Below are 18330 nucleotides of genomic sequence, written 5' to 3'. Positions count from 1 at the left end.
AGGTAATCGAACAAGCCGCTGCGGGTACCCCGAATCTCGACAGGCCTTAATGCGCCTCGTCCCAGTTGTGTGCCGCGCGCGCATCGACCTTGAGCGGCACCCTCATGTCGAGCGCGGGCATCGCGGCGTTCTCCATCACCGAGATGATCACCGGAATGGTCCGCTCGATCTCGCCATCCTCCACCTCGAAGATCAGCTCGTCATGGACCTGAAGCAGCATTCGCGCGGAGAGCTTCGCCGCTTCGAGTGCCGGTTCCATCTTGACCATGGCACGGCGGATGATGTCGGCGGCCGAGCCCTGGATGGGGGCGTTGATCGAAGCGCGCTCGTTGAAGGCGCGCATCGACGGATTGGACGAGCGGATGTCCGGGTAGTGGGCCCGGCGGCCGAAAATCGTCTCGACATAGCCGTTCTCGCGGGCAAAGGCCTTGGTGTTCTCCATATAGTCCCGGATGCCGGGGAAGCGCTCGAAATAGCGTTTGATGTAATCCCCCGCCTCCGAACGCTCGATCGAAAGCTGGTTGGCGAGCCCAAAGGCGGAGATGCCGTAGATGATGCCGAAATTGATCGCCTTGGCGCGGCGGCGAATTTCGCTCGGCATGCCGTCCACCGGCACGCCGAACATTTCGGAAGCTGTCATCGCATGGATGTCGACGCCATCGGCGAAAGCCTGGCGCAGCTGCGGGATGTCGGCCACATGGGCGAGCACTCTCAGCTCGATCTGGCTATAGTCCGCCGAGACAAGCTTGTGTCCCGGCGTCGCCACGAAGGCCGTGCGGATCTTGCGGCCTTCGCCGGTCCTGATCGGAATGTTCTGCAGGTTCGGATCGGAGGAGGAAAGCCGCCCCGTCGTCGTCGCAGCCATTGCAAAGCAGGTGTGGACGCGCTTCGTCTCCGGGTGCACGAAGCCGGGCAGGGCGTCGGTATAGGTCGATTTCAACTTGGTCAGCTGCCGCCAGTCGACGATCTTGCGGGGCAAGTCGTGTCCGGCGGCCGCGAGGTCCTCGAGCACCTGCGCGGAGGTCGACCATTGCCCGGTCTTGGTCTTGGAGCCGCCCGGAAGACCCATCTTGCCGAAGAGAATGTCGCCGAGCTGCTTCGGCGAGCCGATGGTGAATGTCTCGCCGGCGAGGCGATAGATCTCGTCTTCGAGCGCCGCCGCCCCCTGCGCCAGCTCGCCGGAGAGGCGTGACAGAATCTGCCGGTCGACGGTTATGCCGCGTTCCTCCATCCCGGCAAGGACGGAGATCAGCGGCCGCTCCAGCCGCTCGTAGACGCGCGTCAACCCCTTGGCGGCGAGCCGGGGCTTCAGCACATGCCAAAGCCTCAGCGCGATATCCGCATCCTCCGCCGCATAGGCCGTCGCCTTGTCGATGTCGACGAAGTCGAAGGTGAGCGAAGACCGGCCGGTGCCGGTGACGTCCTTATAGGCGATCGGCGTGTGGCCAAGCCACCGCTCGGCAAGCGAATCCATGCCGTGGGCGCCGTTGCCGGCATCGAGCACATAGGACATCAGCATCGTGTCGTCGAAGCTTCGCATGGCGATGCCATGCCGCTTCATCACGAGGTAGCCGTATTTCAGGTTCTGCCCCACCTTCAGGACGGACGGGTCCTCCAACAGCTCCTTTAGCCGGCTTAAGGTCTCCCGGACCGGAACCTGGCTGTCGACAGGTCCACCCCCCAGGAGGTCGCTGACGCCGCTCTTATGGGCGAGCGGCACGTAGGCCGCCCTGATCCTCGAGCCCGACGGGTCGTTCGCGTAATCGGCGACCGCGAGCGAAAAGCCGACGAGGTCGGCGCGCATGGCGTCGGGCGACGTCGCCTGGGTATCGAAGCCGACGAGCCCCGCCTCGCGGGCGTCTGCGATCCAACGCTCGAGCGTATCGATATCGCGGATGGTGCGATATCCGGGATGGTCGAACGGGGCTTTGCCGAAATAGGCCGCACGCGCCTCGGCGAGGCCGGTGGGCGTCGCGCCGGTCGTATCGGCATCCTGGCCGGAGGAGAGGAACGAGACAGCCGCCCTGGCCGCATTTCCCCTAGGCGGCGTCGCGCTCGATGATTGCGGCGACGGCGGCGGGCCGCCGGCCTCTCCGACGTCTAGATCCGGCCCATGCGCTTGCGCGCCCCATTCGACCGGCACATGAGCCGGTTCGATCGCTTCTGCATCCGTATCCGTCGCCGCTGCGACGCGGCGCGTGAGCGTGGTGAATTCCATCGCCTTCAGGAATGCGATGAGCTTCGGGCCGTCCTGCGAATCGAGCCTGAAGTCCTCGGGCGGAACGTCGAGCGGCGTGTCTTTCTTCAGCGTCACGAGCTCACGCGAAAGGCGCGCCAGATCGGCATTGGCGATGATGGACTCGCGCCGCTTCTGCTGTTTGATCTCGCCGGCCCGCGCAAGCAGCGTGTCCAGATCGCCATACTCTTCGAGGAGCTGGGCTGCCGTCTTCGGCCCTATCCCGGGGATGCCCGGCACGTTGTCGGTCGAATCGCCGGTCATGGCCTGGAGATCGATCATCTTTTCCGGCGGCACGCCCCACTTTTCGATCACGTCCGGAACGGTGATCTGCTTGTCCTTCATGCTGTCGTACATCGACACCTTCGGCGTGACGAGCTGCATGAGGTCCTTGTCGGAGGAAACGATGGTCACGTCGGCGCCCGCCTCCTCGGCAAGCCGTGCATAGGTCGCGATGAGGTCGTCGGCCTCGTAGCCTTCCTTCTCGATGCAGGGCAGGTTGAAGGCGCGGGTGGCGTGGCGGATGAGCCCGAACTGCGGGATCAGATCCTCCGGCGGCGCTGTCCGGTTGGCCTTGTACTGATCGTAGAGCCCGTTGCGGAAGGTCTTCGAGGAATAGTCGAAGATCACGGCCAGATGTGTCGGCGTCACGCCCACGGAGGTGTCGCGCGCGTCGGTCAAAAGCTTCCAGAGCATGTTGCAGAATCCCGCGACCGCATTGACGGGAAGTCCGTCCGACTTGCGGTTGAGCGGCGGGATGGCGTGGAACGCCCGGAAGATGAAGCCCGAGCCGTCGACGAGGAAGAGATGATCACCGTTTTTCATGCGGCCATGGATAGCGCGAGGCAGGGGAAAGGTCCATTGCGCTTTTCCCGCACTACCCTATTAAGTCGAGCGGCAAAGGCATTGCCGGAGCCCTGAAGTTCGGCGCCGAACACTCACGCAAACGTTACGCATTTGTAATGCGCGATTCGGTCGGCCTATCCTTGAAATGCCACATTTCAATCCACAAATCATGTCGAGCGGCACTCATACAATGCCGTGAGTCTGGTGATTGGCCTGTCCCCCGCCCGCACCAGATGAGGACAAAGGCCTCATCCCCCTCTCCGGGCCTTTGTCCCGCTTTCAAAGAGCCGCCACGGCGCAGCCTCCGCGCCGTGGCGGTTTTTTGTTGCCTTTGCCCGACGGTCGAAAGCGTTTCGCCACGCAGTCTCAAATCCCCGTGAAGTCGGCGCAGTTCGGCTTCATTGCAGGCATTGTAACTTGTCTTCGCGCTCCTTCCCGCGTAGGCATAGGCATGGCCTTCAATCGTATGGAATCTGCGACTTACCTGGCCAGCTTGTTGGCGAGGGGTTTCTCGCGCGCCCTACAGGAGCGCGGTCAGAAACTCGGCTTTGCCCCCGGGCAGTTCCCGGTCCTCCTGGAATTATGGTCCGAGGAAGGGCTGACGCAGAGACAACTTCTCGACCGGCTCGACATCGAGCAGGCAACCATGGCCAATACGCTCGCCCGAATGGAGCGCGACGGCCTTATCGTCCGCCGCAAGCATCCGAACGACAAGCGTTCGCAGCAGATATTCCTGACGGAACGAGCCCGTAAGATGGAGGCGGCCGCGAAGGAGGCTGCCGCAGCAGCGGAGCAGTCGCTGCTTTCCGGCTTTCGCCGCTTCGAGAAAGAACTCATGCTCCAATATATGCGCATGGCGCTCGCGAATACGGCGCGCCACGGCGACGCCTCCTGATTCTCTTCATCTGACAATTTATCGTTGCATCAAAAGTTTTCGCTTAAAGCCGCCGGGTTTCGATTCTAGTTTTGCCGCGAAAACCAAAAAGGATTCGCATGATGGCAGATATCACCCCGGTTCTCGAGCGCGCCGACGCAAATCTCCCGCAGAGCCTCGAGCGGCTCTTCGACCTCGTCCGCATCAAGTCCATTTCCACCGACCCCGCCTTCAAGGCGGAGTGCCGCAAGGCTGCGGAGTGGCTGGTGGCGGAACTCGGAACGCTTGGATTCGAAGCCTCGGTGCGCGACACGCCCGGCCATCCGATGGTCGTCGCCCATCACGCTGCCGGGAAGGCGGACGCTCCGCACCTGCTCTTCTACGGCCATTACGATGTGCAGCCGGTCGATCCCCTGAACCTCTGGGAGACGCCGCCTTTCGAGCCCTCCCTCAGGGAGGTCGAGCCCGGCCGCAAGATCATTACCGGCCGGGGTACGGCCGACGACAAGGGCCAGTTGATGACCTTCGTCGAGGCAGTGCGCGCCTATAAGGAAGCCCGTGGTGTCTTGCCCTGCCGCATCACCATTCTCTTCGAGGGTGAAGAGGAATCCGGCTCTCCGTCGCTCAAGCCCTTCCTCGAAGCCAATGCCGGGGAACTCAAGGCCGACTACGCGCTTGTCTGCGACACCAGCATGTGGGACCGGGAGACGCCCGCGATTTCGGCAGGCTTGCGGGGCCTCGTCGGCGAGGAGGTCGTCGTCAAGGCGGCGGACCGCGACCTGCACTCCGGTTATTTCGGTGGCGCGGCGGCGAACCCGATCCACATCCTGGCCGAGATTCTCGCCGGCCTTCACGACGAGACCGGCCGCGTGACGCTCGACGATTTCTACGAAGGCGTCGAGGAGACGCCGGCGGAGATCAAGGCTACGTGGGAAACGCTCGGCCAGACCGCCGAGAAATTCCTCGGCGAGATCGGCCTCTCGATCCCTTCCGGCGAAAGGGGCCGCTCCGTGCTCGAACTCACCTGGGCGCGGCCGACCGCGGAGATCAACGGCATCACCGGCGGGTATACCGGCGAAGGATTCAAGACGGTGATCGCCGCGGAAGCCTCCGCCAAGGTTTCGTTCCGCCTCGTCGGCAAGCAGGACCCGGCCAGGATCCGCGAAAGCTTCCGCGCCTATGTGCGCTCGAAAATCCCGGCGGACTGCTCCATCGAATTTCATGCGCATGGCGGTTCGCCGGCTATTCATCTGCCCTATGATTCGGCGCTGCTGACCACGGCGAAGGCGGCACTTTCGGATGAATGGCCGAAGCCCGCCGTCGTGATCGGCATGGGCGGCTCCATACCGATCGTCGGCGATTTCCAGCGGATGCTCGGCATGGAATCGCTGCTCGTCGGGTTCGGTCTTTCCGACGACCGCATCCACTCGCCCAATGAGAAATACGAGCTCACGTCCTTCCACAAGGGCATCCGCTCGTGGGTCCGCATTCTCGACGCACTCGGCACGCGGTAAGGCATTGCAGGCGGGGGGCTATGGTGAACACCGTTCGGCCATTGTCCACCGCCGTCAGCCCTGAATGACAAATCGCACCCGCTCGACGGATATCAAGTCGACTTTGCTTGACCTGCCTGCCTTGGGATGCTTCCCTTTTTGAAAACAAATCAAAGTGGGAAATGGGCTGTTGGCAAGTGCAAGGATCGGGACGCGTCGTCCCGAGCATGTTTCTTTCAATACGCAGAATGGGCATCGCCACCTCGGCAGAACCGCGATGCGCTTGGCGTGCCTCCAACCGGCCGCTGCTGATGGACACGCGCATCGCCGCGACACTTCGCTTGTAAATCGATTTCCGCCGGGGAATCGCGCAGAAGCCCCGGTATGAAACGGCTCAAGGCATATTTCTGGCCCGTCGTCGGGCTGGCGGCGATTTTGATTTCGGTGCGCGCGCTCGTCGATGAACTGCGCGGCCTGTCTCTCAACGAATTCCTGGCGAGCTTCCAGGCCATATCGCTCGAAAGCTGGCTGCTCGCGATCGGTTCGACGCTTGTCGCCTATGCGGCGCTTGCCGCCTATGACCGGCTGGCGCTCGATCATCTCGGCCACCGCATCTCGCTGTGGTTCATCACCCTCTGCTCGTTCACCACCTATGCGCTTTCGCACAATCTCGGCGCCTCCGTTTTTTCCGGCGCGGTGGTGCGCTACCGCGCCTATCGGTCGAAGGGCCTGACGCCCGGAGAGGTGGGCGTGCTCGTCGCCTTCTGCTCCTTCACCTTCACGCTCGGCACGCTGATGCTCTCGGCCATCGTGCTGCTCCTGAGGCCGAATATCATCGAGAGATTTTCGGAGTTCCTGCCGATCGAAATGTCGTTGACGACGGGCTGCCTCATTCTCGCGCTCATCGCGCTCTACGTCCTCGGCAGCCTGGTCGGCATGCGGCCGCTGCGCACGCGCTGGTTTCAGCTACATTACCCGCGGCCCTCCATCGTGCTTAGGCAATTGATCATAGCCCCCGTCGAGCTCCTGGGCGCTGCCGGCATCATCTATTTCGCGCTGCCGGAAGCCGGCAATCCCGGCTATGTGGTCATTCTGGGCATCTTCCTCGCATCCTTCTCCGCTGCGCTGCTCTCCCATGCGCCGGGCGGAATCGGTGTGCTTGAGTTCGTCTTCATCGCGGCGCTGCCGGAAATGGATCCGGCCGACGTTCTGGCCGCGCTTGCCATTTTCCGGCTGCTCTACCTCCTCGTGCCTTTCGTGATGGCGCTCGTCGTCATCCTCGTCTTCGAGCATTCCCGCTTTCTGGCCGAGCGTGGCGCGAAGGAGCCGTAGGGTTTCGATTGTGCTAGAGCGCCTCCAGCAAACCGCTACGCACTTTTCCCGGAATTGCTCGAGGCATCAGGGGACGTTGCAGGTGGCGGGGATCGCCTCCTCGATGGGGCCTTCGGCTTCGTCGAGCCGCGCCGTCTCGATCTGATAGGGCGTGAAGGGCGGCACCTGCAGCGACGGATTGATGATCCTCGTCACGTAACAGCCGGAGAAGAAGCGGGCCTTTCCGCCTTCTTCGATGGATTTGATCGCGACCGGAACGGCAGAATAGATGCTGCCGGCAGCGCCCTCCGTGAGGACCTTGCCGAACTTCGCTTCCACTGACACCGTCTTCGCGTAACCGTCCGCGAAGGCTTTGAATTCGCCGACGGGCCTCGACGCGCCGAAGTAGCCGTAGGCTCTGGCATATTCCTTCCGATTGATCGCGTTGTAGAGCGAGCGGACGAGCGCCGCGCCGTCGGAGCGGTCGTCGACATAGGGGAATTCTTCCTGTGCCCTGGCCTCGATACCCTGCGCGGCAAGGGCGGCAAGGGCAATCAGCGCGGTGCAGCGAATCCTCATACTCTCTCCTTTCGAACGACGAGCCCGCCGGCCGAGAAGCCGGCGCGATCGCGAGTGTCCGGCACGAACCCGACGATTTTGAGTCGAAGGAGAAGACCTTACCGCGGCGGCAGGCGGGATTTCTGCCGGCCGACGACATGCTCGCGCCAGAGGGTGAAGATGCCGGCGGCGACCACCAGCACCGAGCCGATGATCATGCCAGTCGTCAGCGTCTCGCCGAAGATGGTCACCCCCATGATGGAGGCGAAGACGAGCTGCAGGTAGGTAAGCGGCTGAACCGCGGCGGCATCGAGCATGTCGTAGGCGCGGATCAGAAAATAATGGCTCGACGTGCCGGTGATGCAGAGCAGCACCATCCAGACCCAGTCCGCCCCCGAAAGCGTCGCCCAGAAGAAGGGCCCGACGAGACTGATCGCGAAGGCACCGACGATGCCGGTGTAGAAGAAGCTGGTCATCGCCGAGTCCTCACGGCTGGCAAGCCTGGTGGTGATGACATAGAAGGCGAACATCACGGCTGCGGCCAGCGGCAGCAGAAAGTTCAGGTCGAACGAGCCGTCTTCCGGCCTCAGGATCAGAAGAACGCCGAGGAGTCCGACGGCAATCGCCGACCAGCGCCGCCATCCGACCCGTTCGCCGAGCAGCGGCATCGACAGGAGCGCCACGAAGAGCGGGGTGGCGGCGAGGATCGCCTGCGAATGCGCCAGCCCGACGATGGTGAAGGACGTGATCACCACGACGATCTGCACGGGCAACAGGACGCCCCGCAGGAGCTGAATGAGCGGCTTTCTCGTCACCGCGGTCGCGGCAAAACCGCCTGGCGCCCGCGCCGCGATGGCCGCAGCGAACCCGGCAAAGGCCCAGTAGCGGATCATTGCCACGAAGACCGGCGGGTAGATGGCGCCCAGATGCTTCGAGATGCCGTCCTGGATCGAGAAGATGACGATCGCCAGAAGCGCGAAGACGTAACCGTTTGTCTTGGATCTCATGGGGTGGTGATACACGCGCTTTGCGGCCGCAGCCACGAGTTTTTCGCCCTATGCATCTCGCCTGACCCGAAGCGCGTCGCGCGAACGCCACGCGTTTTAGGCATCGCCAGATACAGAAAGACCCCGAGCCGGGAGGAGGTGGCTCGGGGTCTTAAACTTGATCGGTTCTGGGAGGAGGAGTGAACCGACCGAATGCCGGGCGCCGTGGGAGGAGGTACAGCGCTTCGACAAGGAGGAGGATAGATCATTCTCGCTGAGGTAATAGTGCGAATGTTGCATTGCAGCATTGCACCAGATGCAAGACGGCGTTCAGCCTTCCAAAGGTCCGGACCCGGGAAGCCAGCGCCGATGCAAGGTTTTGAACAATCTGCCTTTTTCGCAAGAGAGCTCTTAACTCCCCCTTAAATTGCCGCATTTAAAGTACAACGGATCGGCACCAGCGGAGGGGGTGGAGCCTCCCGCACGACAACGGCACGGCCGGGATCGCTTGCGGGCGATGGGCACCCGGTCCGGCCCCAAAGGGATATTTCCTTCCGGCATGGCGAGCGGCAAATCAGGACAGCGGATCGAGCCTTCCTTCGGCGGTAACGACGGCGACGGCGGCGACCTGCGCGTCGATGCGAGCGATCGCGTCGCGGGCGGCGGCAGCAAGCCGAGGCGCGCCAAGTCGCCCGAACGCGGCGCCAAGCGAGAAAAGCGCGGCAGGCGCGCCGGCGGCCGCGGCTCCGGGAGAAGTGGTTCCGGCGGCGGGTTCTTCGGCCTCGTCCGGCGGCTCGCCTATTGGTGCGTCGTGCTCGGCATATGGGGTGCGATCGGCGTCGGCGGGCTCGTGCTCTATTACGGCGCGCGCATGCCGAGCGCGACGAGCTGGTCGATCCCCGAACGGCCGCCCAACGTCAAGATTCTCGCGGCGAATGGCGACATAATCGCCAACAGGGGCGCGACCGGCGGCGAGGCGGTCGCTCTCGAAGACATGTCGCCCTATATCCCGCAGGCGGTGATCGCCATCGAGGATCGCCGCTTCTATTCGCACTTCGGAGTCGATCCGCTGGGGCTGGCGCGCGCCATGCTCACGAACGTCATGAGCGGCCGCATGGTCCAGGGCGGCTCCACGCTCACCCAGCAGCTTGCCAAGAACCTGTTTCTCTCGCCGGAGCGGACGCTGGAGCGCAAGGTGCAGGAGGTGCTGCTCGCCTTTTGGCTGGAGCAGAAATACACCAAGGACCAGATCCTGGCGATGTATCTCAACCGCGTCTTCTTCGGGTCGAACGCCTATGGCGTCGAGGCGGCCTCGCGGCGCTACTTCAACAAGTCGGCGCGCGACGTCAATCTCGGCGAAGCGGCGCTGCTCGCGGGCCTTCTGAAGGCTCCTTCACGGCTGTCGCCGGCCCGAGACCCCGAAGCGGCGGAGGAGCGCGCACAGCTCGTGCTCGGCGCAATGCGCGAGGAAGGCTTCATCAGCGATTCCGAGATCAAGACGGCCATGTCGCAGGCACCGACACGGGCAAAGAGCTTCTGGTCCGGCGCCGAGCACTATGTCGCCGACATGGTGATGGACCAGGTCCCCGGCATGATCGGCGAAGTCACGCAAGATCTCGTCATCGATACGACCATCGACCTTACGCTCGAGAAGAAGGCGGAGGAGGTGCTCGCCGAGAGGCTCGAGACCGAAGGCGGCAAGCTCAACGCCTCCCAGGCGGCGCTCGTCTCGATCGACGGCACAGGCGCCATCCGGGCGCTCGTCGGCGGCAGGGACTATGCCGAAAGCCAGTTCGACCGCGCCTCCAAGGCGAAGCGCCAGCCGGGCTCGGCCTTCAAGCCCTTCGTGTATGCGGCGGCGCTCGAGATCGGCCGCACGCCGATGTCCGTGCGCAACGACGCGCCGGTCCGGATCGGCAACTGGACACCTGAGAACTACGATCAGAAGTACCGCGGCGAGGTGACGCTCGCCGATGCGCTCGCCAATTCGCTGAACACCATCGCCGCCCAGCTCGTGATGGAGGTCGGGCCGCAGAACGTGGTCAAGCTCGCGCACCGGCTGGGCATAGATTCCGACATGCAGGCCAATGCATCGATCGCGCTCGGCACGTCGGAAGTGACGCTGGTGGAGCTGACGTCCTCCTATGCGCCCTTCATGAATGGCGGCTTCAAGGCGACGCCGCACGTCATCCGGCGCATCTCCACCGCCGATGGCACCGTGCTTTACGAAAACACCTACGACAACCCGCCGCGGGTGCTCGATCCGGCGATCGTCAGCGAGATGAACCGTATGATGGTGCGCGTGCTGACGGACGGCACCGGCAAAAATGCGCGCCTGCCGGGCTGGGAGGCGGCAGGGAAGACCGGAACGACGCAGTCCTTCCGCGACGCGCTGTTCGTCGGCTACACCTCCAACCTCGCGACCGGCATCTGGTTCGGCAACGACGACGGAAAATTTATGAAAAAGGTCACCGGCGGCGGCCTTCCCGCCAGGGCCTGGCACGATTTCATGGTTGCGGCGCATGAGGGCCTTTCGCCCTCGCCGCTCTTCGGCACGACGGGCGTGCAGCCGGTCTTTGACGAGGGCGGCATCGCTGCTGCCGGCGAAATGCCGGCCGATGGCTTCGACGCGGGTAGTCCCGATGTCTTCCCCGAGCGTCCGGCAGGCATGGACGGCGTCGAAAGCATGGACGGCATGGCCGCCGTCGATCAGGTCCGGCCTGCAGAACAGGCCGGAGGGCCAATCCCGCCGGCCGGCGTCGGAGAGACCACCGGTGGAACCCGCCGAACGACGCTGTTCGACCTGCTGACCGGCGGCTGAACCAGCGGCAGCGGGCCGCCGCCGGGTGTTTGTGGAAGACGGCTTGCATTTGCCGTCGATCCCCCCGCAGAATGCCTTGCAGTCCGAAACGCCGGTCCTTATATACGCCGCATCGATGCAGCCGCGGCTGCGATGAGACACAAAGACCATCCCGTTAGGGGCTGTCCCACGAATGCCTGACCGGGTTCCGACAGTCCGCTGCAAGGAGAGAACGACATGGCTAAAGTTATTGGTATTGACCTGGGAACGACCAACTCCTGCGTCTCCGTCATGGACGGCAAGGACGCGAAGGTGATCGAGAACGCGGAGGGCGCGCGCACGACCCCCTCCATGGTGGCATTCACCGAAGACGGCGAACGTCTCGTCGGCCAGCCGGCCAAGCGCCAGGCGGTGACCAATCCAGAAAACACGCTTTTTGCGATCAAGCGCCTGATCGGCCGCACCTTCGAGGATCCCACGACCCAGAAGGACAAGGGGATGGTCCCCTACAAGATCGTCAAGGCCGACAATGGCGACGCCTGGGTCGAAGCCCACGGCACCAGCTACTCTCCGTCGCAGATCTCCGCGATGATCCTTCAGAAGATGAAGGAAACGGCCGAGTCCTATCTCGGTGAAAAGGTCGAAAAGGCCGTCATCACCGTTCCGGCCTACTTCAACGACGCACAGCGCCAGGCCACGAAGGATGCCGGCAAGATCGCCGGTCTCGACGTGCTGCGCATCATCAACGAGCCGACCGCAGCGGCACTTGCCTACGGCCTCGACAAGAAGGAAGGCAAGACGATCGCCGTCTACGATCTTGGCGGCGGCACGTTCGACATCTCGGTTCTGGAAATCGGCGACGGCGTCTTCGAAGTGAAGTCGACCAACGGCGACACCTTCCTTGGCGGTGAAGACTTCGACATGCGCCTCGTCGAATATCTTGCCTCCGAGTTCAAGAAGGAGCAGGGCATCGACCTCAAGAACGACAAGCTCGCGCTGCAGCGCCTGAAGGAAGCTGCCGAAAAGGCGAAGATCGAGCTCTCGTCCTCGCAGCAGACCGAAATCAACCTGCCGTTCATCACGGCGGACGCTTCCGGTCCGAAGCACCTGACGATGAAGCTGTCCCGCGCCAAATTCGAGAGCCTGGTCGAAGACCTGATCCAGAAGACCATCGCGCCCTGCAAAGCCGCGCTCAAGGATGCCGGCGTTTCGGCTGCCGAGATCGACGAAGTCGTTCTCGTCGGCGGCATGACCCGCATGCCGAAGGTTCAGGAGACGGTGAAGCAGCTCTTCGGCAAGGAGCCGCACAAGGGTGTCAACCCGGATGAAGTGGTTGCCATGGGCGCCGCGATCCAGGCCGGCGTTCTGCAGGGCGACGTCAAGGACGTGTTGCTGCTGGACGTCACCCCGCTATCGCTCGGCATCGAAACGCTTGGCGGCGTCTTCACCCGCCTGATCGAGCGCAACACCACGATCCCGACGAAGAAGAGCCAGGTCTTCTCGACGGCCGACGACAACCAGTCCGCCGTGACGATCCGCGTCTCGCAGGGCGAGCGTGAAATGGCGGCCGACAACAAGCTGCTCGGCCAGTTCGATCTCGTCGGCATTCCGCCGGCACCGCGCGGCGTGCCGCAGATCGAGGTCACGTTCGACATCGATGCGAACGGCATCGTGCAGGTGTCCGCCAAGGACAAGGGCACAGGCAAGGAGCACCAGATCCGCATCCAGGCCTCCGGTGGTCTTTCCGACGCCGAGATCGAGAAGATGGTCAAGGATGCCGAAGCCAATGCGGAAGCCGACAAGAAGCGCCGCGAAGGCGTAGAGGCCAAGAACCAGGCCGAAAGCCTGGTCCATTCTTCGGAGAAGTCGCTCCAGGAACATGGCGACAAGGTTTCCGAGACGGACCGTAAGGCGATCGAGGATGCAATCGCAGCGCTCAAGAGCGCCGTCGAAGTTTCCGAGCCGGACGCCGAGGACATCAAGGCCAAGACCAATACCCTCATGGAAGTCTCCATGAAGCTCGGTCAGGCGATCTATGAGGCTCAGCAGACGGACGCCGCCCATGCGGATGCCGCCGCCGACGCCAAGCGCTCCGGCGATGACGTGGTCGACGCCGACTACGAGGAAGTCAAGGACGAAGACGACCGTAAGCGGTCGGCCTGACGGCTTCGCCTTTCGATGAACGGGCCCGGGAGCAATCCCGGGCTTTTTCATGGATGGTTCACCGGCTGCAGTCCCAAGGCGTGGAAGCGAACCGACCCTGCGGAGGAAAGTGGCTGCGAAACCGCCGTTTTCCGACAAAAAACCGCTTCCGCCCCGACTTGGCTATGGTATCGCGCTTAAAGGTTTACTAAATCCTGTGGCAAGATAATCAGGCAGCCGTCGGATCCTTCGCGCTGGCAAGCCCTGTCGCTGATAACAGGACGATCTTTGAAGCATGAAACGTGATCTTTACGAAACGCTTGGCGTTCAAAAAAACGCGGACGAAAAGGAGCTGAAGAGCGCCTTTCGCAAACTCGCGATGAAATATCACCCGGACAGGAATCCCGGCGACCAGGAGTCGGAAAAGTCCTTCAAGGAAATCAACGAAGCCTATGAGACGCTGAAGGATCCGCAGAAACGCGCGGCCTATGACCGCTACGGCCATGCGGCCTTCGAGCAGGGCGGCATGGGCGCAGGCTTCGGCAACGGCTTCGCCGGCGGCGGAGCGCACGGCTTCTCCGATATTTTCGAGGACATCTTCGGCGAGATGATGGGTGGCCGTCAGCGCCGCTCGTCAGGCGGACGCGAGCGCGGCGCGGACCTGCGCTATAACATGGAGATTTCGCTCGAGGAGGCCTATTCCGGCAAGACGGCGCAGATCCGCGTGCCGACGTCCATCACCTGCGACGTCTGCACCGGCACGGGCGCCAAGCCCGGTACCAGCCCGAAGACCTGCGGCACCTGTCAGGGCACCGGCCGCGTCCGCGCGGCCCAGGGCTTCTTCTCGATCGAGCGGACCTGCCCGACCTGCGGCGGCCGCGGCCAGACGATCGCCGACCCCTGCACCAAATGCCACGGCCAGGGCCGCGTCGTGGAGGAGCGGACGCTCTCGGTCAACATTCCGGCCGGTATCGAGGACGGCACGCGCATCCGGCTTTCCGGCGAGGGTGAGGCCGGCCTTCGCGGCGGCCCGGCGGGCGACCTCTACATCTTCCTCTCAGTGAAGCCGCACGAATTCTATCAGCGCGACGGCGCTGATCTCTATTGCGCCGTGCCGATCTCTATGACGACGGCGGCGCTCGGCGGCAAGTTCGACGTCACCACCCTCGACGGCACCAAATCGCGCGTCACCGTGCCGGAAGGCACGCAGGCCGGCAAGCAGTTCCGCCTCAAGGGCAAGGGCATGCCGGTGCTGCGCTCCAGCCAGACCGGCGATCTCTATATCCAGATTCAAATCGAGACGCCGCAGAAGCTCACCAAGCGCCAACGCGAGTTGCTGCAGGAATTTGAGCAGATCTCGTCCAAGGAGAACAATCCCGAATCGACGGGCTTCTTCTCCCGGATGAAGGATTTCTTCGACACGTTGAGCGAGTGAGCCAATGCTCTGGGCGATTACGCCGCGCGCAGCCCCTCATCCCGCTGCCGCGAACTTCTCCCCGTTCTGACGTGGAGAAGGGACAAGCGGCGGCGCTACCAGTCCCCTTCGCCCCGCTTGCGGGGAGAAGGTGCCGGCAGGCGGATGAGGGGCCAAGCCGCGGCGCCATCACTTAAATCGAAGCCGAAATGAGCTGCCAAAGGCCGAACGCCGCGAGCAGAGATCCGGCGACGCGTGAGAGAACGCGGCCGGTCGGTATCACCTTCTCCGCGAGCACGAAGATGGCGATTGCCGCAATCCAGAGCACATTCATGATGCCGCCGACGAAAAGAAGCGTCATCAGCGCCCAGCAGCAGCCGATGCAATAGACCCCGTGGCGCAGGCCCAGTCCGACGGCTCCCGCGGGATCGCGGCGAAAACCGCCGTGCCGCTGCAGGAAGACGATCGGCGTCTGACATTGGCTGAGGCAGGCATCCTTGAGCGACGTCCATTGGTAGAGACCCGCGATCACCAGCACGACACCGCTGAAGATGCGACTGGCGCTTGCCAGCGCCGGCGTCAGCAGGGTTCCCTCCATGAGCCATTGTCCAAGCGTCGCGACGAGCGCGAATCCCGCCCAGGCAAGGAGATAGCCGCCGGCGAAGAAACCGGTCGCGGCGAAGGGCTTGCCCGCTATCCGGCTTTGCCGGCCGACCCGGGCGTAGAGCAGGATCATCGGCGTTGCCGAAGGCAGCATCATGCCGACCATCATCACGATCCACATGGTCAGGGTGACGCCGGCTTCCACGGAACTCCAGGGACGCGGCGAGATGCCGAGGACGGTGCCGAGCGACAGGGCGCCACGGGATCCCATCTCCATGCCATCCATATCCATGGCAGGGTCCATCTTCATGTCCGCTTCCATGCCGGGGGCAGACATGCTCATGCCGTCGATGTTCATGGCTGCCGCCAGCCAGAGCGTGTATGTCCAGGCGACCACCGTCAATGCGACGAGCGACGCTGCCACGATTGCCCGATCCCGTCGCAGCAAGCTTTCAAGCGCGGTGTCGGGCGGCATGGCGTCAGTGAACCACGCCGCTTCCGGTCATGTGCAGTCTGGCGAAGTGGGCGTGCGAATCGGCGAGCGAAACTGCCAGCGGCCCGCTCGTCTCGGCCCAGCCGCGCCCCACCTCGCAGCGGTCATATTCGAACCCGTGCGGAAGGTTGATGCGCGCGTGATGCTCCTCACCGGTCACCGGATTGACGATGGGCTCGCCGCGAGCCTCCATCCATCCCGGAATATTGACCCGCGCCGAGCGTCTTTCGACGTCGATCTCGAAATCGATCGGCGCGAAAACCGGATCGTGGAAGGTCTCGAAAGTCGTCGCGAACACCTGGAAGAAGGTGGCGCCGGGCTCGGTGTCCTGGCCGCTCATGATCCGCAGCAGCGCCTCCCGCTGCTCGTCGGAGGCACGCTCGTCGATGATCGGAACCACCGCGCCCCTGCCCTCGTGAATGGCACCGGGCCAGGATACGATCATGCCGCACCTCAGGCCGTCGAGCCGGGTATCGCCATGGTGCCCCTCGTCGATGTCGACGATCCCGATCGCGCGGCAATGCCCCTCGGTGGGCAGTGCGTTGAACTGGCACGGGCAGCCACGGGCAGCCATAGGCGCAATTGCAATGGATGAATTCGCGGCCCTTGATCGTCCACTCGACGTCCGTCATCGTTTCCTCCCCAGATACGATGGAAGTTCACTCTTCTCCGGATGCAATTCCATTAGATCGCGGAAATATACTCCCCGCCGCCGGCAATGCCAACGGGGTGCCCGGCGAAAGCGTCAGGCGACGAGGTCCGCGGCGAAATAGCAGAGCGCCGAGATCAACGCTGCCGCCGGCATGGTGATCACCCAGGCAACGACGATGTTGCCGGCAAGCCCCCACCGCACCGCCGATACGCGCCGCGCCGCGCCGACGCCGATGATCGCGCCGGTGATTGTGTGGGTGGTCGAAACCGGAATGCCGAGCCAGGTCGCGGCGAACAGCGTGATGGCGCCGCCCGTCTCGGCGCAGAATCCCTGCATCGGGTTGAGCTTGGTGATCTTCGAGCCCATCGTGTGGACGATTCTCCAGCCGCCGAAGAGCGTGCCGAGCGCGATCGCCGCCTGGCAGGTGATGACCACCCAGAAGGGCACGTAGAATTCCGAGCCGAGATAGCCCTGCGAGAAGAGAAGCACGGCAATGATGCCCATGGTCTTCTGCGCATCGTTGCCGCCATGGCCGAGCGAATAGAGGGAAGCCGAAACGAATTGCAGCACCCGGAAGGTGCTGTCGACGGCAAAGGGTGTCTGGCGAACGAACAGCCAGGAGACGATCAGCACCAACAGCAGCGCCAGAACGAAGCCGATGCCCGGCGACATGACGATGGCGCCGGCCGTCTTCAGCAGGCCTTGCCAGACGATGGAACTGAAACCGGTCTTGGCCAGGCCGGCGCCGACGAGACCGCCGATGAGCGCGTGCGAGGAACTCGACGGGATGCCGAAGACCCAGGTAACGATGTTCCAGGTGATGGCGCCCATCAGCGCCGCGAAGATCACCTGCGGCGTGACGATACCCGGATCGATGATGCCGGTTCCGAGCGTTTCGGCGACGTGCAGCCCGAAGAAGAGGAAGGCGATGAAGTTGAAGAACGCCGCCCAGAAGACCGCATATTGCGGCCGGAGCACGCGGGTCGATACGATGGTTGCGATGGAATTGGCCGCGTCGTGCAACCCGTTGAGGAAGTCGAAGAAAAGCGCGACGGCGATGAGCCCCACGAGCAGCGGGAAGGCGAGCGTCGCATCCATCAGACGTTCTCGATCACGATGCCGCTGATTTCGTTTGCCACATCCTCGAAGCGGTCGACGACCTTTTCCAGTTCGCCGTAGATCTCGCTGCCGATGATATAGGCCATGGGGTTGGAAGCGCCATGGCGCTGGAAGAGATCCTTCAGGCCCTGCTCGTGCAGCTGGTCGGATCTATCCTCGACATGCGTCACCTCCTCGGCGATGGCGCTGAGGCGATGAGCATTGGCACCGATCCGGCTGAGGAGCGGAATGGCCTCGGCGACGAGATGGGCGGCCTCGACGACCGCCGCACCCATGGCCTGCATGCCGGGATCGAAGCTCTTCTGCTCGTAGAGACGGATGGTCTTCACCGTCTTGTGCATCATGTCGATCGCATCGTCCATCGACTGGATGAGATCCTTGATGTCGCCGCGGTCGAAGGGGGTGATGAAGCTGCGGCGGACGGCCAGCAGAACCTCGCGGGTGATTTCGTCGGCCTCATTCTCGAGCGCGACGATGCGGTCGCAATGGCTTTCGATGTCCGGGCCGCCGGCAAGCAACGCGTTCAGTGCCTCCGCCGCACCCATGACGGTGCGCGAATGATCGGCGAAGAGGTCGAAGAAACGGTCTTCCCGGGGGAGGAGCTTGCGAAACAGGCCGAGCATCAGCGATCCATCCAACTGTCGATTGTCACGCAGTTGTCATATTGTACTTGCGCGCTCGGGGAAAGTTCCGATGCGGCCGAAAAAAACGGCTTTCCCACAGGCGATTGGGGCGGAAATGCGCAGCCCGGATACGGAATCGCCGCAGGCGGGGGAGAGGCGGACAGAACACCCTTTCCGCCT

The 18330-nt window shown here is 63.4% G+C and carries 12 protein-coding genes and 1 pseudogene; 6 read left to right on the top strand and 7 right to left on the bottom strand.

Annotation, left to right across the window (positions count from 1 at the left end):
- Positions 1-46: 46 nt before the first annotated feature.
- Positions 47-3061 (bottom strand): DNA polymerase I, encoded by a 3015-nt coding sequence (gene polA / locus JOH52_RS05575; RefSeq protein WP_107010388.1) that lies wholly within the window; start codon positions 3059-3061, stop codon positions 47-49.
- Between the two features lie 472 nt (positions 3062-3533).
- Between polA and JOH52_RS05570 the strand changes: the two genes are divergently transcribed.
- The 3 genes from JOH52_RS05570 (at position 3534) to JOH52_RS05560 (ending at position 6781) form a co-directional block, all read left to right on the top strand.
- Complete coding sequence (locus JOH52_RS05570; RefSeq protein ID WP_003531925.1) at positions 3534-3977, top strand: MarR family winged helix-turn-helix transcriptional regulator; 444 nt, start codon at positions 3534-3536, stop codon at positions 3975-3977.
- Between the two features lie 98 nt (positions 3978-4075).
- The gene (locus JOH52_RS05565) at positions 4076-5470 is read left to right on the top strand and encodes a M20/M25/M40 family metallo-hydrolase (protein WP_010968407.1); all 1395 of its coding nucleotides are present in this window, start codon (positions 4076-4078) and stop codon (positions 5468-5470) included.
- Positions 5471-5833: 363 nt separating this feature from the next.
- Positions 5834-6781 carry a lysylphosphatidylglycerol synthase transmembrane domain-containing protein gene (locus JOH52_RS05560; protein WP_003531919.1) on the top strand — a complete coding sequence of 316 codons (948 nt, stop codon included), beginning with the start codon at positions 5834-5836 and terminating at the stop codon, positions 6779-6781.
- 66 nt (positions 6782-6847) lie between these two features.
- On the opposite strand, the gene JOH52_RS05555 is transcribed toward JOH52_RS05560, so the two are convergent.
- On the bottom strand, positions 6848-7339 hold the full coding sequence (locus JOH52_RS05555; protein ID WP_003531916.1) for a hypothetical protein: 492 nt from the start codon (positions 7337-7339) through the stop codon (positions 6848-6850).
- A 98-nt stretch (positions 7340-7437) separates the two neighbouring features.
- Positions 7438-8361 (bottom strand): DMT family transporter, encoded by a 924-nt coding sequence (locus JOH52_RS05550; protein WP_010968408.1) that lies wholly within the window; start codon positions 8359-8361, stop codon positions 7438-7440.
- Between the two features lie 502 nt (positions 8362-8863).
- On the opposite strand from JOH52_RS05550, the gene JOH52_RS05545 reads away from it, so the two are divergent.
- From JOH52_RS05545 to dnaJ, 3 genes are all read left to right on the top strand, one after another.
- Positions 8864-11125: a transglycosylase domain-containing protein gene (locus JOH52_RS05545; protein WP_003531912.1), complete on the top strand. Its 2262-nt coding sequence runs from the start codon at positions 8864-8866 to the stop codon at positions 11123-11125.
- 216 nt (positions 11126-11341) lie between these two features.
- Positions 11342-13267 (top strand): molecular chaperone DnaK, encoded by a 1926-nt coding sequence (gene dnaK, locus JOH52_RS05540; RefSeq protein WP_003531910.1) that lies wholly within the window; start codon positions 11342-11344, stop codon positions 13265-13267.
- A 274-nt stretch (positions 13268-13541) separates the two neighbouring features.
- Positions 13542-14681, top strand: coding sequence for a molecular chaperone DnaJ (gene dnaJ / locus JOH52_RS05535; RefSeq protein ID WP_003531907.1), 1140 nt, complete (start codon positions 13542-13544; stop codon positions 14679-14681).
- 172 nt (positions 14682-14853) lie between these two features.
- On the opposite strand, the gene JOH52_RS05530 is transcribed toward dnaJ, so the two are convergent.
- The 4 genes and pseudogenes from JOH52_RS05530 to JOH52_RS05515 form a co-directional block, all read right to left on the bottom strand.
- Complete coding sequence (locus JOH52_RS05530; RefSeq protein WP_010968410.1) at positions 14854-15738, bottom strand: DUF2182 domain-containing protein; 885 nt, start codon at positions 15736-15738, stop codon at positions 14854-14856.
- 4 nt (positions 15739-15742) lie between these two features.
- Positions 15743-16388: pseudogene (locus tag JOH52_RS05525) on the bottom strand (DUF1326 domain-containing protein).
- A 113-nt stretch (positions 16389-16501) separates the two neighbouring features.
- On the bottom strand, positions 16502-17506 hold the full coding sequence (locus tag JOH52_RS05520; RefSeq protein WP_003531901.1) for an inorganic phosphate transporter: 1005 nt from the start codon (positions 17504-17506) through the stop codon (positions 16502-16504).
- Entirely contained in the window at positions 17506-18150 is a 645-nt protein-coding gene (locus JOH52_RS05515; protein WP_010968411.1) for a DUF47 domain-containing protein, read from the bottom strand. Before JOH52_RS05515 ends, JOH52_RS05520 begins: the two co-directional genes overlap by 1 nt.
- Between the last annotated feature and the right edge of the window lie 180 nt (positions 18151-18330).

The organism is Sinorhizobium meliloti (assembly GCF_017876815.1).
GTDB classification, from domain to species: Bacteria; Pseudomonadota; Alphaproteobacteria; order Rhizobiales; family Rhizobiaceae; genus Sinorhizobium; species Sinorhizobium meliloti.
Note: the sequence above shows the minus strand (reverse complement) of the source record. Positions and strands in the feature narration are given on the sequence as shown.

What these genes read in the sequence shown, in the direction of transcription:
- polA (WP_107010388.1), bottom strand. Translation starts at nt 3,061, where the DNA reads ATGAAAAACGGTGATCATCTCTTCCTCGTCGACGGCTCGGGCTTCATC.
- JOH52_RS05570 (WP_003531925.1), top strand. Translation starts at nt 3,534, where the DNA reads ATGGCCTTCAATCGTATGGAATCTGCGACTTACCTGGCCAGCTTGTTG.
- JOH52_RS05565 (WP_010968407.1), top strand. Translation starts at nt 4,076, where the DNA reads ATGATGGCAGATATCACCCCGGTTCTCGAGCGCGCCGACGCAAATCTC.
- JOH52_RS05560 (WP_003531919.1), top strand. Translation starts at nt 5,834, where the DNA reads ATGAAACGGCTCAAGGCATATTTCTGGCCCGTCGTCGGGCTGGCGGCG.
- JOH52_RS05555 (WP_003531916.1), bottom strand. Translation starts at nt 7,339, where the DNA reads ATGAGGATTCGCTGCACCGCGCTGATTGCCCTTGCCGCCCTTGCCGCG.
- JOH52_RS05545 (WP_003531912.1), top strand. Translation starts at nt 8,864, where the DNA reads ATGGCGAGCGGCAAATCAGGACAGCGGATCGAGCCTTCCTTCGGCGGT.
- dnaK (WP_003531910.1), top strand. Translation starts at nt 11,342, where the DNA reads ATGGCTAAAGTTATTGGTATTGACCTGGGAACGACCAACTCCTGCGTC.
- dnaJ (WP_003531907.1), top strand. Translation starts at nt 13,542, where the DNA reads ATGAAACGTGATCTTTACGAAACGCTTGGCGTTCAAAAAAACGCGGAC.
- JOH52_RS05530 (WP_010968410.1), bottom strand. Translation starts at nt 15,738, where the DNA reads ATGCCGCCCGACACCGCGCTTGAAAGCTTGCTGCGACGGGATCGGGCA.
- JOH52_RS05520 (WP_003531901.1), bottom strand. Translation starts at nt 17,506, where the DNA reads ATGGATGCGACGCTCGCCTTCCCGCTGCTCGTGGGGCTCATCGCCGTC.
- JOH52_RS05515 (WP_010968411.1), bottom strand. Translation starts at nt 18,150, where the DNA reads ATGCTCGGCCTGTTTCGCAAGCTCCTCCCCCGGGAAGACCGTTTCTTC.